This is a genomic window from Streptomyces sp. CB03238, from assembly GCF_002099185.1.
Taxonomy (GTDB): domain Bacteria; phylum Actinomycetota; class Actinomycetes; order Streptomycetales; family Streptomycetaceae; genus Streptomyces.
Genome location: NZ_NBCN01000002.1, coordinates 273,393 through 288,778, shown reverse-complemented (window position 1 = coordinate 288,778; position 15,386 = coordinate 273,393). Strand labels below are relative to the sequence as shown.

Here is a 15,386-nt window from a genome sequence, read left to right as displayed (position 1 = left end):
CCGGAGCCCAGGGTCTGGTGACGCGCGCACGCTCATCCCCCCTTGGGGAAGTAGGGCGGTGACCAGCCGAGGTAGGTGGCCCCCCACTTCGTCTCGGGGTCCGTGGCCGGCACCACGTCGATGTATCCCTCACGCTTGATGTCGTTGCTCGCGATCTTTCCGTCTCCGACATAGACGGACACATGGCCCGCCCGGCTGCCGGTGTCCCAGTACATGAGGGCTCCGGGTGGAGGGTTGCGGTCGCCGTCGTGGCGCATCGAGGTCGGCATGACCTTCTGATAGTGGTCGATCGCGTACGGGGTGCCGGAGAAGCTCCAGCCGTACGCGCGTGCCGTGAAGGCCAGGCACATCCGGTACCAGTCCGGTCCTCCCTGGGACTCCTTCTTCGCCCACGCGATGGCGTCGGCGGTGGAGCGCGGGTTCTTCACCTGCGCCGGCCAGTCGGCGGCTCCGTCGTGGAACGGCTCGCCCGGCTTGCCCGGTTCCCCGCCGTCGGTGCACGACGTACCGCCGTCGATCGGCTTGGCCGGTCCCCCGGTGCCGCCCGCCCGCTCCAGATCGATGCCGGCCTGCTTGGCGATGGTGCGGGCCTGGCCCTCGCGCGGGGCGTACAGATCGGGGAAGGCGGAGACCTGAACGGCCTGGGCCACCACCCCGAGCGGCTTGAGCTGCCAGTCCTTGATGTCCACAAGACCGGGGGGATGACCGGCTCCGCGTCCGCCGAAGAAGGCGTTGGCGGAGTACTCGGGGTTCATGATCTGTGCCACGGTCCCCCAGCCGGCCGCCGGCCGCTGCTGGAAGAGGCCGACCGAGTCGCGGTCCCCGTAGTCGATGTTCCGCAGCCCCGACTCCTGAAGCGCCGTCATCAGGGCGATCAGCGTGGCACGGCCGGGGAGCTTCCGCTTCACGGCAACCCCGTCGATGATCTTGGCGTTGGTGATCTGGTCCTGACTCGGCGGCAGTCCGGTGTCCCCGATGTCCCCCACGTCCGCGTTGCCGGGGCAGGTGCTGCCCGAGTCGGCCGACGACTCCCCGCCTCCGGAAACGAAGCCCAGGAGTACGAGGAAGACCAGGAACACCGCGGCACCGAAGGCACCGACCTTCAGACCCAACGCCCGGCCGGCCACCCCGGCCGCCGCGTTGAGTACGGCTTGGCCCTTCACCGCTGTGCCAGGTCCAGGATCCGGGCGACGAGCCAGCCCTGCTTGGTGTAGACGAGTTCGAGGTGCAGTGTGCGGACCTCGGTCTCCGTCTCCCACTCCTTCACGGTGATCGATGCGCGCACCTCGCGGAAGGCGCGCACCTTCGGGATGTCGACCGGCAGTTCGTCACCCGCCTCGGCGACCTCGACCTTGCCGACCGTGGCGACTCCCCCTCGGATGACGAGGCGTTTGTAGTCGGGGTCGGGATGGGCGACGAGGTTCTCCCGGAGACTCTTCGTCATCCACGGCTCCGCCCGCTCCACGGACGCCTGAGGTCCCTGATCCTTGACGGGGTCGCGGGTCAGGTACGCCTTGATGAACGCGGCGCTGACCTCGTCCGGCTGCGACAGGTCGACGGCCGGTCCTGAGGGCGAGGCCGAAGCCGCCGGTTTGCCGGCGGCCCCGGAGGACGAGCCCGCCCCGGCGGTGGCCGTCGGGCTCGCCTGCACATGGTCCGCCGGTTTCGCGTCGTCCTGGGAGTACGTGGGGAACAGCCAGGAAGCGAGCCCGCCTATCACCAGGAGCGCCACGATCAGCACGATGATCCCACCAGGGGAGGCGGGTTCCCGCTCCCTCAGGCCGCGTACGTAGGCCCTGCGGCTCTCACGGTCGGCCTCACGCCATTCCTTCTTCGCTCTGCGGCGCGCCTTGCGGCCGGATCCCTCCGGGACGAGATCGTCCGGGTAGTCGTACTGGGTCCTGAGGAGTTCCCTCCAGTCCTCCGGGCTGGACGGCCGTTCCCGACGCTTCTTTTCCACCGATGTACCTTCCCCGTCTCGTGATGTGGCTGTGGGCGGAACGCCGACCGGGGTGGGCAGGCGTCAACTCCTGCCCACCCCGGCTCGCTCGCCGATGCGCCTACCGGTCCCCGGTCGTGCGCCGCTCACCGGCCGGCTGCTGAAGCAGGGCTCTGCTCCCCCGCTGCACCGGCATGGAGCGGGGAGTGGACGACGGTGCCGGACGGCGGCCGGGCTGCATCCTGCGGAAGTTGAAGTCCGAGGTGCTCGTGGGCCGTCGGCGCTGCTTCGGGATCTGGCCGCCCTGACTGCCGCGGCGCTCCGCACGGTCGAGGCGTGCGCGCTGCCGGTCCTGCATCGCGTCGAGCGAGGAGCTCTGGCGCTGTGGCGGCGCCGTCCGTCCGCGCCGGTGCCCGGCACGCGCGCCCCCGGCCTTCTCCCCTTCGGGGCTGCCGTACTTCCCGCGGGTCCCCTGCGCCCCCGCGGCGACGACGGACTGCGTGCCGTCGCGCCCCGCCGGCCGGCCGGGCCCCTTCCCGAGGCCCTGACCGGGCCCCTTCGCGAGGTCCTGTCCGGGCCCCTTCGCGAGGTCAGGACCGGTGCCGCGGCCCGTGGGCTGCTCGCCCGGAGGGGCCGGCGGGGCAATGGTGCGGAATCGACCGCCACGGGTGGCGGCGCCGGCCACCGCGCCGCCTTCCGCGGCGCTGTCCCCACTGCCGCCGCTCTGCCCGCTCATTCTCTTTCCGACGAAGTCGCCGGCCTTCCTGCCGGCCCTGAACGGCGCCTTGGCGCCCAGAGCCGCCGCCTTGCCCGCGAGCGCACCGGCCTTGGCGGTGGCGAGTCCGGCGATGCCCGCCTCGCCACTCAGCCCGCTCATCGACCCCATGATGGTCTCGACGAGCCTGCGGAGCTTGAACGCCACGATGGCCGCGGTGATCGACAGACCGGAGGACAGGAGCCAGCCCAGTTGCCCGGCGGTCTGGGTGCACACCACCGTGATGATCAGTACGCAGGAGAGGACGAGCGTGGCGATGCAGGACTGCAGCACCATGCCGAGCAGGGCGTCGAACCACTTGACACCCCACTGCCGGGGCCGGCCCGGGATGACCCAGAGGCAGGCGAAGACCGTCCCGGCCACCAGCAGCATCAGCGCGCCCAGCAGTGACGCGATGGAGGCGAAGGCAAGCATCAGCGCCAGGACCGCGTAGATGACCACGGCGACGATGCCCAGGAGCAGCACCATCATCCGGCCGGCCGGGTTCATGCCCTGCCGCCAGTCGACGGAGGCGTCGCCGACGTAGGTGCCCGAGCCCTTGTCCGGTTCCCCGTGGACGTTGTTGTGGAGCCACTGCCCCCGGTTGCCGTCGTCCTTCTTGGCCTCGTTCAGCAGTCCCTCGCCGGCCTTCTCACAGACTTCGAGGCTGCCGAACTCCGCCACGCACCAGGGGGTCGCGACGTAGGTCCGCCATACCGCGTCACCGGCCTTGCGCATCACGGTGTTCTTGGCATCGCCCTTGAACTCCGGTGTGTGCGAGAGCTTGATGGGAGTGTCGCCGGGCTGGCCGATCCCGGCGTTGGCGACGGTGAACGAGACGTCCGAGCCGATGTTGCGGACGGAGTTGATGCCGTCGACCCAGACGGCGGGACTGGAGAGCAGGGAGAGCGAGAAGATCGCGGCGGCGGCCAGCCAGCCGATCTGCGACATCTGTGAGCCCTGCGCCTTGCGGTGGTTCCCGTAGGCGACGAGCGCGCCGATGACCAGACAGGCCGGTAGCACCGTGGGGACCAGGGTTCCCGCGGCGCCGGAGATGGCCTTGACGATGGGCCCGGTCAGCTCGTCGATCGAGGCGCCCTGGATCGCCCACTGTGTGATCACCACGCAGGCGCGGCCGACCAGCACGATGATGCCCATCAGCACCTGGTTGATGAGGTGCTGGGCGTAACGGGCGTTGTTCTTCCACTCGGTGACGCCGGTGTCGAGGTCCTCGTCGAGGGTCCAGACGCCGAGGTCCGTGGAGTACGTCTCGTAGAGCGTCCCGGACCCGGCCGGAGGAGAGGTGACCTCGGGGATCAGCCCGCCCGCCCCGATCGGCGGGATGGGGTCGGCCGCGTAGGCGACGTTGGCGAGCACCATGACGGTCGTGAGCGCCCCCATGGCGGGGACGGCGAGGGTACGCAGTCTCATCGGCGCCGCCCCCCTCGATCGGTGTCCGCGGTCCCGCTCACGCCAGGGCCTCCTGCATCGTGTCCGGGCCGGTGCCGGTGGCCGCGTCGGCCGCCGCCTCCGAACCGAAGCGACTGATCTTCGGGGTGGTGCTGAGCAGCCGGAGCAGGTCGCCGCTCGGGATGTCGAACTGCGTGGTGGCGCACGAGAACCTGCGGTCACGGGTGATGCAGTGACCGTGCCGGATCTCGCCGTCCGGCTGGAGGCCGATGGCCTGGACGAGGCGGCGGGTGTGCTCGTCGTCGGGCAGGCCGAGCAGCGCGGCAAGCGCGCTCTGCTGCTGAGGTGTCGTCAGCTGGAAGCCGAAGACCGTGGTCAGCTGCTCGACGAGGCCGGTGAGGCCCGCCAGGCTCTCCGGGTCCTGGGTGTCCACGACCAGCGCGGTCGACAGTGCGCGGCCGACCCGGGCGATGTACTGGAGGAACGCGCTGCCCTCCCGGGTCGCGGTCAGCACGTGCACCTCGGGGACGGCCACGACCTTGCGCAGTCCGCGGAGGTCCTTGCGGCCCGCCGTGGTGACGGCGTAGGCGATCATCGAGTGCATCAGGGCGACCGACAGGCGCTGGGTGACGTTCCAGTCCTCGCGGTCACTGTCGGCGTCCGGCAGCGACAGGCCCGGCATCTGGACCACCCACAGGCCCGGCCTGGGCACCAGCATCGGCTCGCCCGACGGCCGCCCCATGAAGGGTGCCCCGACACCGGTGAGGGAGAGTTCGTAGAGCGCCTCGCCGGTCTCCTGGGCGAGCGGGTCCTCGCTCGTCCGCAGGCGCTGGATCACCTTCCAGGTGGCCGGTTCCCCCTCGGCCACGACCTGGTTGACGGCCTTCTGGATGGGGGTCTCGGCACCACGGGCACGCAGGTGCGAAGGCAGGGCGATGCCCAGCTGGGCCGGTACCTCGACCTGTGCCCGCTCGTCCTCACCCAGCATGCCGAAGAGGTCGGCGACGCCCGCGTAGTGCGTACCGGTCTGGACCAGGTGGGAGTTCAGCCCGTAGGACTGGGCCGCGGTGACGAGTCCGCCGATGTCACCCTTGAAGTCGAGGGCGAGGACGAACGCCTCACGGAAGCCGGCGTCGAGCAGGCTCAGCATCATGCCGGTGGTCTTGCCCCGGCCGGAGCGGCCGATGAAGGCGGTGGTGGTCGCGTCGCCACGCTCGCTGCCCGCCGTGAGGTCGTTGCGGACGACACCGGGAGTGGAGCCCGTCAGGTAGCCGATGATCGGCCCCTTGTCGTCACCGACCTGTGCGCCGCCCCAGAACCAGGAGCCTGCGAAGGCGTCCACCGTGCGGGTGTGGCCGAGGTCCGCGACACGGACCAGGTCTCCCGGCTGCGACTCGATCCACAGCTCCCGCTGTTCGTCGGTGCCGACGACGACCTCGATCCCGAGACCGCCGTAGTAGGAGACGACGGCGTCCACCTTGGCCCGCAGGTCTTCCAGGCCGACGTCACTGGAGACGACGAGCCTCGGGTGGTCCTCGATCAGGGTCACGTCGTCCCGCTTCATGTCGCGGGCGAGCTCGGCCATGACCTGCTCGGTTTCCTCGATCTCCCGGCCGGCCTCGCCCGCCGAGTGTTTGGCGGCCGACTGACGCTGCTCCTTGGCGAGCCTGCGGACCTCGTCGATGGTCTTGAGGGCGTCCCGTTTGTGCATCACCTCGAACCGCACGGAGACTTCGGGATTGACGGGTACGACGGGGATCTGCCCGAAGTCCTGGAACGTGTCGCCCTCGTTCTCCGGGATGTAGGTGATCTCCGAGACGGCACGCAGCCATTCGCCGCTGCCCGGGCTCTCCATCTCCTCCGGGAACCCGGTCATGGCCAGCACCGAGACCCAGGCCGCCACCTCACCACGGCCGTCGACGACCTGGAGGTGGTCCGGGTAGGGCATGACCTTGCCCTGGGTGAGCTGGGCGAGTTTGGCACCGGAGACCGCTCCGTCGCCGTTGGCCGCGGGGAGCGGCGCGGCACGGTGCTGTTCGCGCGCGATCATCCAGGCGAGCATCTCCACCGTGGCGGGCCGAGCCCTCCAAGGGGTGCTCTCCAGCTGTCGGCCGAGGCGCCGTGTCAGGGCGTCCAGGCGGGCGAGTTCCTTGTACGAGACGGCACGCGTGCCCAGTCCCAGGGCCTCCTGGAAGCCGGCCCGGCTCTTGGCCTTGGTCTGGTTGTTCCGCTCGGCGATCCGCACGCCCAGGAGCAGATGGCGGGTGGGGAGCTGCAGCATGTCGAGCCGGTCGACGCGTAGTTGCGTCCACTCCCGGTAGTGGCCGGCGGAGAACAGCTCCTCGGCCTCATCGATGTAGTCGGCCGCGTTGAGCGGTGACCACAGGACCCTGAGGTGGCATTCGTAGCCGGCCAGGGTACGGGCCAGGACCGAGGAGATGGTGTCCTGCTCCGCGTCGCGAGACGGTTCGGCCATGAGATCGGTGTTGGATCCGGAGAGCACGAACCATGCCTCGGCGGCGGTGTCGGTGATGACCAGACCATCCGCGAGTGCCTCGTAACGAGGAGGCGGTAGTGCCCGCTCGGGTCCGAGGCCCATGAAGCGTCCGAGTGCCTTGGTGAGCTTCACGCCTTCGCCTTCCTGCTGGGTGGGGACGTCTTCTTGTCGGTCAGGCCGGCCTTCTTGCGCGCATGCCAGACGCGGTCGGGGCCGTACATGCGCGCCCGGGCGTCCAGCCGCACGGGAGAGGCCGCCGGAGCCGGCTTGTTCTCGCCGCTGAGCAGGGGTTCCAGGCCGCCGAAGCCCGGGAGGTCGATCAGCTGCTCGATCCGGTCGCCCCAGCGGGCCCGCACCGGGATCCATTCCGAGCGCTCGGCGGCCCGGCGGCCGCCATTGATCAGGGGCCGGTGCCCGCTCGTGACGTACCGCCAGGCGAGCGCCCAGCACGTCAGGTTGCGCCGCCGGTCCACCCTGCGGTTCCGCTGCGCCCCGAGTACGGCGATGATCAGGGGCGGGAGCATGTACAGCGAGAAGGTGTACTTGGACGGGGCGCCGAAGATCAGCACGAGGGCGCCGCACCACGTGGCGAACAGTGCCACTCCGAGTACCAGGGTCCGCCTCGGCACACCTTCACCCAGGTCCAGGCCCATCAGTTCGTGCTGCCGCGTCTCCAGGTCGAAGTGGCGGGTGAACGTGTAGCCCTTGCGCATCAGGCTCCCGCGACCTTCTCCCAGATTCCCCGGAACAAGCCGATGGCGACGTCGGGCGCGTACACGATGCCGGCGATCACCACGGCGGCCATGAGGTGGCCGATCAGCTCACCCCATTCCCGCTTGGCGTAGTAGCCGATGCCACGGACCGCGAGGATGACGATGAAGATGTTCCCTGCGATGAGCAGAACCCAGTCCTTGAGCTGCCCGCCGTCCGTCAGTGGAGCCGCGATTTCCATCATGGGCATGCCATGCGCCTTTCAGTGATTCTGTCTGTGATGGGCCTTCGCACCCGTGATCCCGCCGGTCAGTACGCTCCGCCGTGGAGGCCCGAGACCTGCCAGCGCCCCGCGTTCGCGGAGGCCACACGAGTGATGCTGACGCGATACGTCTGGGAAACGGTTCCGCCGGAGGTACTCCACGTCACCACCGCGGTCCCCGTCCGCTCGTCGCCCTTGGCGAGATCGACCGTCCAGTTGTTCACCGCCGCCAGGACATAGCCCTTGGGCAGTGCCGGGATACGCACCCCTGGGGCGGCGACCGCGGACGGGTCCCCGGCGGCGTACTGCTTGAAGAACTGCTCTACGACGCCCTTGGTACGCGTGGACATCTCGGCGTCGGCTTCCGGCGCCTCCCAGGGAGCCGGCGCGGCCGGCCTGACGAGCGCGACGACGCCGGGGGCGCCGGTCACGACGATCCGCTCGCCCACCCGGGCGACCGGAACGTCCAGCCCGATCCATTGCGCCGACGCCTTGCCCTGCGCAGCAGGGGCGCCCGACACCAGAGCCTCGATACGCACCCTTGCCCGGCCGTCCTTGAGCACGGTCACCGTCCCCGGGTACAGCTCCTCCACACGCTGAGTGCCCTTGCCGTCCCATCCGAGCCGGACGTCCACGCCGGGCGCCAGATCCAGGGCCAGGGCACTCTCCCGCTGGGCCACGGCATCCTCACTCCACGTCAGGTAGGCACGGGCGAAGCGCGCGGCGACCGCCTGGGCCTGGGCCTCGGCGTAGCGCGGCGCGGCCTGCACCACCGGCGGGGGCGCCTGCGGCGGCTTGTCGGGGAAGAACCACGAACGGACACCGGTGATCGCGGCGAGGGCCACGACCGTCCACAGCAGGCCGCGCCCGAACCGACGGGCGAACCTGGCACCGCTCGTCTCCTCCTGGACGTTCCACGGCACTCCGCCGGGAACACCATCGGAGCCGGGCCGGCCGCCGACCGCGCCCGTCGCACCGGCCGGCGGGCGGCCCTCGCCGCCCGCCGCACCGGCCGGTGCGTTCGCCGGCTCCAGCCGCCGGGCAGCCTCCACCCAGGGATTGGCCTGCCCGGGCCCCGTATGGCCGGGCTGTACTCCGCCGCCCTGCTCGGGAGGCGTCCGGCTCTCCGTCTGCTGCTGCCGTGGCTCCGGCAGGTTGAGAATGACGCGAATGGCCTTGGGCAATGCCCCCATGCCGACTTCCCCGTACCCCGTTGATCGCTCCAACAGCCGGATCCGACAGGCCGGCCGGCGGCCCCGTGTTGAGGGCGGCGCCGAGTCTAACCACATCGTCCGACAGTCCTACGTATCCGTCCGCCTTCTGGCCTCTCAAACACCTCCGAAATTGCAGCTGCTACGGTCGTGCAGCATCATGGCGTCGCCCGGCAGGGCGAGTTCAGTACTTCGGGGGAGCGGTAATGAGCCGCGGACGTGATCTTGGACGCAAGCCGCAGAAGGCCGGTTCCAGTGGCGAGACGACCATCCTGAGAGCGGTCTGCTTGATCGCCGCGACGGCCGTCGCCTGGCATCTCGCGGTGTGGGCGACCGCGGACGGCCTGGCCGTGTCCGATGTCGCCGCCACCATTGCGGCGCTCATCGTCCACGAACCGCTCGGCGCACTCGGTGACGGGGTGCGTCCGGCCTCGGCCGGCGTCACGCTCACCGTCTGGGCCGCCTTCCTCGTCGTACCCACCGTCCTGGTGTGGTCGGTGGCTCGCCGAGTACGGCAGCGGTCGACGAGCCGCAGCGGCGAGGGGCTGGCCTCGGCGAACGAGGCGCGTTACGCCCTCGGTGAGCAGCGGGCCCGCAAGTCGGCCGCACAAACCCGGGCGATGACGTTCACCCGCAGCGACGGCAGTTTCGACGCCCGGGCGGCGGCCAAGGCGGACCTCAGCGAGGTCGGCTGGTTCCTCGGCCGTCAACTCGGCACCGGGCAGCCTCTGGTCGCCACACCCGAGGACTCGGTCGCCGTCATCGCGCCCTCCGGGGCGGGCAAGTCCCGCACCGTCGTCATCCCGGCCTGCCTGGACGCACCCGGCCCCCTGGTCGTCACCTCGACCCGTGCCGACGTCCTGGACGTCATCGCGGAACCCCGCTCCCGCATGGGCCGGGTGTGGGTCTTCGACCCCCTCGACACCGTCGGGTGGCCCGAGCGGATGGTGTGGGACCCGGTCGCGGGCTGCCAGGACGGCGAGACGGCGACCTCAAGGGCGCTGTCGTTCTCCGTGGGCATGGGGGCCGACGACTCCTCGTCCACCAACGCCGGCTTCTTCCAGCAGACGGCGTCCTCCGCCCTGACCCGGCTGCTCCACGCCGCTGCACTCGAAGGCCGGACCATCGAGCACGTGATGCGCTGGGCGACCAACCTGGAGAACGCCGACGAGCCGCGCACCATCCTCACCGACCATCCCGGCGCCGAGCCGGGCTGGGACGTCCTGCTGAGGTCCGTCTCGACCGGAGCGGACGAGACGGTCGCCTCCACGCGTCAGACCCTCGCGGCACAGATCGAACCGCTCGCCCTGCGGAAGGTGCTGCGGTGCGTCACCCCTCAGGAGGGCGTGCCGGTCTTCGACCCGGACCGTTTCGTGGCCTCCCGCGACACCCTCGTGCTCATCAGCGACGCCAACGCCTCCACCAACGTCTCACCGCTCACCACGATGCTGCTCGGCGAGGTCGTCGACGCCGCCAAGCGACGCGCCCCGAGACTCCCATCGGGCCGGCTGGACCCGTTCCTGCGCCTGGTCCTGGACGAGGTCGCCAACGTCGCGCCGCTGCCGAAACTTCCCTCGCTGGCCTCCGACGCCCGCGGTTACGGCATCCACATCGTGTACGCCCTGCAGTCCCTCGCCCAGGCCATCCTGCGCTGGGGCGAGCAGGAGGCCGACACCCTCCTCGACAACGCCGCCGCCACCCTCGTCATGGGCGGGCTCAAGGACATCGAGGCACTGCGCCGCTTCTCCGAACTGGTCGGCGAGACGGAGATGGCGGAGGTGTCGACGTCCCGCGAGTCCAACCGGCTCTTCGTCTCCACCACATCTCAGGCGGAACGGGAGCGGCGGGTGCTCCGGCCGGAGGAGATCCGGCAACTGCCCGGCGGGCAGGCGCTGCTGCTGTTCCGGGGAGCGCCCGGTGTCATCGCCGAGCTCGTGCCCTGGGACGCGCGGCGCGACGGCAAGCAGCTGCGGGCCGCCGAGCACGCCACGCGGGCACGCCGCGTCGGACCGAGCCTGGAGAAGAGTTGAGCACGGAGCAGACGCATCCGGCCGCCCCGGCCGTGCAGACCCCCCAGGCCGCCCCGGCCGCCCCGGCCGTCCCGTCCGTGCAGCGCCTCGCCCAGGACGTCGCGGCCGTACGGCAGCACCGCGAGAAGCTGGAAGCGCTGGTGCGCGCCTTCGCCACGCGCGTGAAGAACGACCAGCGCGAGGTGGAGGAGGTGCTGAGGGAGATCCTGGTCCGGCTCGACGCCCTGGAGCAGGGCCGCCCCTCGCAGGGCGGTCCCGGCGCCTCCACCGCCTCGCCGCCCGGGACCGACCGGCCCGTGGGCAGCCCCTGGTCGTACCGCGCGACGGAGCGCGACTGGCGGGACCTGGCCGCCTGGGTCGACTGGCTCAGTGGCCACTACGCGCCCCAGCTCCACCTGCGCATCTGGCCCTGCTGGCCCGCGCACGGCGGCGTGACGGAGGAACTCGCCGGGCTGCGCGCGGCGTGGCTCGCCGCGTCCGAGGCCGACGCGGCTTCGGGAGGAGCGGGGCAGGAGATGGCCTACTGGCACCAGATGTGGCTCTGGCCGACGCTCGAACGGATCCGGCAGAACTACATGTTCAAAGGCTGCGAGTCCGACCATTCACCCGACCGCCCGGGACGCCTCACCGACCCGGCGGCACTCGAGGCGCGTATCGACGCCTCAGGCAAGAGGAGGTACGACGCATGAGCGAGCAGTACGAATACTTCGTCGACACCGATCCCGGCTACACCGTGGAGCGGCCGAGCAGCCTCTGGCGGCGCAGCGGCGACTCCTGGGAGTACCTGTCCCTGCTCACCTGGGAGTGGTGCGGGGTGGGCCAGGACAACCCCGTGAGGATGCAGCCGCTGCCCGAGGCGCTGCACCCCGTGACGGCCGAGCGTGCCAAGGAGTTGGAGGCGGACCGTCAGGGATGGGTGCGGTACTGGGCGGAGTACGAGGACGAGGCGGCCTGGCGGGACGGTGAGGCTCCGTTCTCGGTGGTGCGGCGGCGGCGCAGCCCCGAGCGCATTTTCGACGAGGCATTCATGGTGGGCAACACATGGGAGCCGACCGCCCGGGTCTTCGACTATTTCAGCGCGCGCGCCGACGAGTTGACGTATCTCGCGGAGGTCACCCCTGAAGAGGCCGAGCGCCTGCTGCGTCAGATCCGCGGCGTGAGCGGAGCGACCGATCTGTGATCGACGACACGGGGGCATGGCGCGGAGAGGGAACCGATTCCGGCTTCCGCCTCACGCCTGAACAGAACGAGGTGGTCACCGACCACTGGCAGCAGGCACGGCAGGTACAGGCCGAGCTCGACCGGAAGCTGCGCGGGGTACAGTCGTCGGTCGCCGGCCGGGGAGGCAGACTCGAAGGGCTGCAGTACTCGCTCAAGGGTCTGGACTCGCTGCGCCGCAAGGTGGCAGAGCCTGCGATGCGCGGCATCAGGGTCGAGAAGCCGTTGCGTAAGAACAACGACCTCCACCGCTACACCCTGACGTTCCCCGCCGAGGAGTACACCACCGGCACGAAGCAGGTGTACGAGCAGCTGCGCGAGCAGGGGTACCGGCCGATCCCGGGTTCGGAGAAGAACACTTGGGAAGACCCGGTGTACAAGGGTCTCAACACGACCTGGGAACACTCCGAGAGGCCCGAGAAGTTCGAGCTCCAGTTCCATACGCCGGAGAGCTTCCGGGCGAAGATGGACAACCACGAGCTGTACGAAATATCCCGGGCCGGGTACTTCACCAACAAGTTCCAGAACGAGCCCGAGCTCGCGAAGGAGTACGAGCAGGCGGTCGACCTGCTCCAGAACGAGCGCTACCAGAACGTCCGGATTCCTCCTGGCGTCGAGGAGCTCGGGGAGCGCAAGGTCCGGGCCACGCTCAACCCCGCGGTGCGGCCCCAGGTCATCGAAGAAGTCCGGGCTTACGAGGCGGAAGTACGCGCCGGCCACTCGGCCAAGGCGGCCGGGGCCGAAGCCACCGAGCCCGTGGAGACGGCCACCGAACCCGTGGTGGAGGCGGAGGTCAGCGAGGACCTGGCCGCCTTACTGGAGGACGACGGCCCCAGTCTGCGCGATCGCATCACTCCCCCGGGGCTTCCGGCGCAGCGCACGCAGAACGCCGCTCCTTCCCTGACCGACTCGCCGTTGCCCGACCTCAGGCAGGGACCCAAGGGCCCCCGTCTGTGACGACGACACGATGAAAGGCTCCTCTTTGCGATCCCGACGATCATTGACCGCGCTGGCCACAGCCGTCCTCATAGGCGGCGCCCTCACCGCGTGCGGCGGGGACAACGGATCGGAGGGCGGCGGCCGGGCCGGTTCCCAGGCGTCGCCGTCCGCGTCCACGTCGCCGTCCGCCTCCGCGTCGCCGTCCGCCGCACCGCGCAAGAGCTACGACCCGCCGGTGAGGTTCGACGCCGAGAAGGAGACCCGGTTGCCGGACGCTCTCAAGGTGTCACCTGAGGATGTCGGCCAGACCAGGTTCAGCCGGGCCTCGTTCGCCTTGCACAAGGGGATCGCCTACGCGTCCGACGGCAACAAGGTGTCCGCCTACGACACCGCGAACGGCGAAGTCGTCTGGACCGCCCCGCTCAGTGACCGTCCGGTGCCGGAGGTACCGGTGCCCGTGGTGGTGCAGCTTCCGGGCCGTACCGTCGTGATCGCCGCTGTGGGCACCGTGACGGGCGGTACCGGCACCTCGAAGGCGTCGGCATCGTCGACGGCGGTCGTGGCCCTCGACGCCCGTTCCGGCAGCAAGCAGTGGAGCGAGGTGATCGACACCCCCGGCAAGCTCATCGGTGCGGACGGCGGTGCGGCCGTCTTCTCCGAAGGAGGGGCCGTGTGGGCACTCGACCCCGCGACCGGGAAGAGGCTGTGGGACAAGCAGGACGCCGGCCTCATCGACCCCGTCTACAGCGGCGGAGCGGTCGTCGGCGTGGTCAAGAACTCCGAGGAGTTCACCGTCGAGCACCACGACCAGCCGTTCAAGGCGGAGTTCACCAAGCTGGTGGGTCTGTCGCCCGAAGACGGCGGCAAGCTGTGGGAGCAGTACGCGAGGAGCAACACGCTCAAGGCGCGATCGGTCGGCACCGGTGTCGTCCAGGTCGAGGCGACGTACTCGTCCCTCTTCGGTGACTTCGGGGACGACTCCGTGGACGTCATCGACGTCAGAACGGGCAAGCCGCGTGTCCACCTGCCCCTCGACGCGTCCACCGGCACGGACGACTGGGCGTGCTCCTTCGACGAACGCAGCGTCGTCGTGTGCGGCATCGCCTACACCTACAAGCGCGTGCTCGCCTACGACGTCGCCTCCGGCAAGCAGTTGTGGTCGCTGCCCACGGCGGACCGCACGTCGCTCGAGGTCACGGCCGCCTGGCATGGCGCCGTCTACGGCGAGGTGGAGGGCGGCGGCCCCGTGGTCCTGGACGCGCGGACCGGTGCGGACCGCGAAGTGAAGCCGGGGGTGGCCCCGGCCGTGGTCGATGGCACGGTCGGCCTGGTAAAGGGCAACATGGGCAGTCTGGAGGCGTACCCCGCCGTCGGCTGACCGGCCGGGGGTACGTCGGCCGGCGGCTGCTCGGCGGGGCACGCCGTACCGGCGCTACGCCACGTTTCCGGGCTTCGGCAGCGGCTTGCCGTACCAGAGCTCGAGCAGGCGGGCCGCGATCGAGATTCCGTAGGGGGGAAGGACCTCGCCGGACTCGAACGCGGCCCGCAGCTCTTCCCGGGAGAACCAGCGGGCCTCCTCGATCTCGTCCCCGTCCACGTTGATCTCCGACGACGTGGCCCGCGCCATGAAGCCCAGCATCAGGCTCGACGGGAACGGCCACGGCTGGCTGGCGACGTACTCGACCTCCCCGACCGTCACCCCGGCCTCCTCGAAGACCTCCCGGGCCACCGACTGCTCGATCGACTCGCCCGGCTCCACGAAGCCCGCGAGCGTGGAGAAGCGGCCCTCCGGCCAGTGCACCTGCCGGCCCAGCAGCGCCCGGTCCTCCTCGTCCGTCACCAGCATGATCACGGCCGGGTCGGTACGCGGGTAGTGCTCGGCGCCACAGGCCGGGCAGCGGCGGATGTGGCCGGCGGCCGCGATCACCGTGCGCTCGCCGCAGCGCGAACAGAAGCGGTGCAGCCGCTGCCAGTTCTCCAGCGCCACCGCGTGCACCATCAGCCCCGCGTCTCGCGGGGACAGCAGCAGCCCCGCCTCGCGCAGACCGGCCGACCGGGCGGACTGGTCCATGCGGCCGGGCAGGGAGTCCTTCTGGAGCGCGAAGTAACGGACGCCGTCCTCGTCCGTGCCCAGGAAGTACCGGTGGGTCTCGGTGACCGGCGCCTCGAAGGCGGGTGTCATGACCAGTTCGGTACGGCCGTCGGGGGTGTCGTCGATCAGGACCTGCCCGCCGGAGACCACGAAGACCCGGGTCGTCGGGTGGCTCCATGCCGCGGCCAGCCACGCCTCGTCGAGACGGTGGTGGGCCGCGCGGTCGATGCCGCTCGGGGCGGTGAGGCCGATCGGCCGGTGCCCGGCCTCGTTACTGATGATGCTCACTGGTGCTTCCAACTCCCCCGGTGGATGGGTTCTCC

13 protein-coding genes are annotated in these 15,386 nt (G+C 70.5%); 5 read left to right on the top strand and 8 right to left on the bottom strand.

Annotation, left to right across the window (positions count from 1 at the left end; translation table 11 throughout):
* Positions 1 to 32 precede the first annotated feature (32 nt).
* The 7 genes from BKD26_RS04060 to BKD26_RS04030 all read right to left on the bottom strand — a co-directional run bounded on the left by BKD26_RS04060 (position 33) and on the right by BKD26_RS04030 (position 8,766).
* Complete coding sequence (locus BKD26_RS04060; protein ID WP_084895810.1) at positions 33 to 1,163, bottom strand: hypothetical protein; 1,131 nt, start codon at positions 1,161 to 1,163, stop codon at positions 33 to 35.
* A complete protein-coding gene (locus BKD26_RS40075; RefSeq protein ID WP_084895806.1) occupies positions 1,160 to 1,960 on the bottom strand; it encodes a hypothetical protein in 801 nt (266 codons plus the stop codon). The genes BKD26_RS04060 and BKD26_RS40075 overlap by 4 nt, the downstream gene beginning before the upstream one ends.
* Positions 1,961 to 2,060: 100 nt before the next feature.
* Positions 2,061 to 4,124, bottom strand: coding sequence for a hypothetical protein (locus tag BKD26_RS04050; RefSeq protein WP_084895804.1), 2,064 nt, complete (start codon positions 4,122 to 4,124; stop codon positions 2,061 to 2,063).
* Positions 4,125 to 4,161: 37 nt separating this feature from the next.
* The gene (locus BKD26_RS04045) at positions 4,162 to 6,732 is read right to left on the bottom strand and encodes an ATP-binding protein (protein WP_084895802.1); all 2,571 of its coding nucleotides are present in this window, start codon (positions 6,730 to 6,732) and stop codon (positions 4,162 to 4,164) included.
* Positions 6,729 to 7,313, bottom strand: a complete 585-nt coding sequence (locus BKD26_RS04040) for a hypothetical protein (RefSeq protein ID WP_084895800.1) — start codon at positions 7,311 to 7,313, stop codon at positions 6,729 to 6,731. The genes BKD26_RS04045 and BKD26_RS04040 overlap by 4 nt, the downstream gene beginning before the upstream one ends.
* Positions 7,313 to 7,561, bottom strand: coding sequence for a hypothetical protein (locus BKD26_RS04035; protein ID WP_084895798.1), 249 nt, complete (start codon positions 7,559 to 7,561; stop codon positions 7,313 to 7,315). The genes BKD26_RS04040 and BKD26_RS04035 overlap by 1 nt, the downstream gene beginning before the upstream one ends.
* A 59-nt stretch (positions 7,562 to 7,620) precedes the next feature.
* Complete coding sequence (locus tag BKD26_RS04030; RefSeq protein ID WP_179166404.1) at positions 7,621 to 8,766, bottom strand: conjugal transfer protein; 1,146 nt, start codon at positions 8,764 to 8,766, stop codon at positions 7,621 to 7,623.
* Positions 8,767 to 8,990: 224 nt separating this feature from the next.
* Between BKD26_RS04030 and BKD26_RS04025 the strand changes: the two genes are divergently transcribed.
* The 5 genes from BKD26_RS04025 to BKD26_RS04005 are packed head-to-tail and all read left to right on the top strand — an operon-like array spanning position 8,991 to position 14,349.
* Positions 8,991 to 10,814: a type IV secretory system conjugative DNA transfer family protein gene (locus BKD26_RS04025; RefSeq protein WP_179166403.1), complete on the top strand. Its 1,824-nt coding sequence runs from the start codon at positions 8,991 to 8,993 to the stop codon at positions 10,812 to 10,814.
* Positions 10,811 to 11,503, top strand: coding sequence for a hypothetical protein (locus BKD26_RS04020; protein WP_084895792.1), 693 nt, complete (start codon positions 10,811 to 10,813; stop codon positions 11,501 to 11,503). The genes BKD26_RS04025 and BKD26_RS04020 overlap by 4 nt, the downstream gene beginning before the upstream one ends.
* Complete coding sequence (locus BKD26_RS04015) at positions 11,500 to 11,994, top strand: hypothetical protein (protein WP_084895790.1); 495 nt, start codon at positions 11,500 to 11,502, stop codon at positions 11,992 to 11,994. Before BKD26_RS04020 ends, BKD26_RS04015 begins: the two co-directional genes overlap by 4 nt.
* A complete protein-coding gene (locus tag BKD26_RS04010) occupies positions 11,991 to 12,989 on the top strand; it encodes a hypothetical protein (RefSeq protein WP_084895788.1) in 999 nt (332 codons plus the stop codon). The genes BKD26_RS04015 and BKD26_RS04010 overlap by 4 nt, the downstream gene beginning before the upstream one ends.
* Positions 12,990 to 13,032: 43 nt before the next feature.
* Entirely contained in the window at positions 13,033 to 14,349 is a 1,317-nt protein-coding gene (locus tag BKD26_RS04005) for a PQQ-binding-like beta-propeller repeat protein (protein ID WP_179166402.1), read from the top strand.
* Positions 14,350 to 14,403: 54 nt separating this feature from the next.
* Here BKD26_RS04005 and nudC read toward each other — a convergent pair whose 3' ends face one another.
* A complete protein-coding gene (nudC, locus tag BKD26_RS04000; RefSeq protein WP_084895784.1) occupies positions 14,404 to 15,351 on the bottom strand; it encodes an NAD(+) diphosphatase in 948 nt (315 codons plus the stop codon).
* Positions 15,352 to 15,386 lie beyond the last annotated feature (35 nt).

Excerpts from the sequence above, each read along its gene's own strand:
- BKD26_RS04050 (WP_084895804.1), bottom strand. The coding sequence starts at position 4,124 with ATGAGACTGCGTACCCTCGCCGTCCCCGCCATGGGGGCGCTCACGACC.
- BKD26_RS04040 (WP_084895800.1), bottom strand. The coding sequence starts at position 7,313 with ATGCGCAAGGGCTACACGTTCACCCGCCACTTCGACCTGGAGACGCGG.
- BKD26_RS04035 (WP_084895798.1), bottom strand. The coding sequence starts at position 7,561 with ATGCCCATGATGGAAATCGCGGCTCCACTGACGGACGGCGGGCAGCTC.
- BKD26_RS04030 (WP_179166404.1), bottom strand. The coding sequence starts at position 8,766 with ATGGGGGCATTGCCCAAGGCCATTCGCGTCATTCTCAACCTGCCGGAG.
- BKD26_RS04025 (WP_179166403.1), top strand. The coding sequence starts at position 8,991 with ATGAGCCGCGGACGTGATCTTGGACGCAAGCCGCAGAAGGCCGGTTCC.
- BKD26_RS04015 (WP_084895790.1), top strand. The coding sequence starts at position 11,500 with ATGAGCGAGCAGTACGAATACTTCGTCGACACCGATCCCGGCTACACC.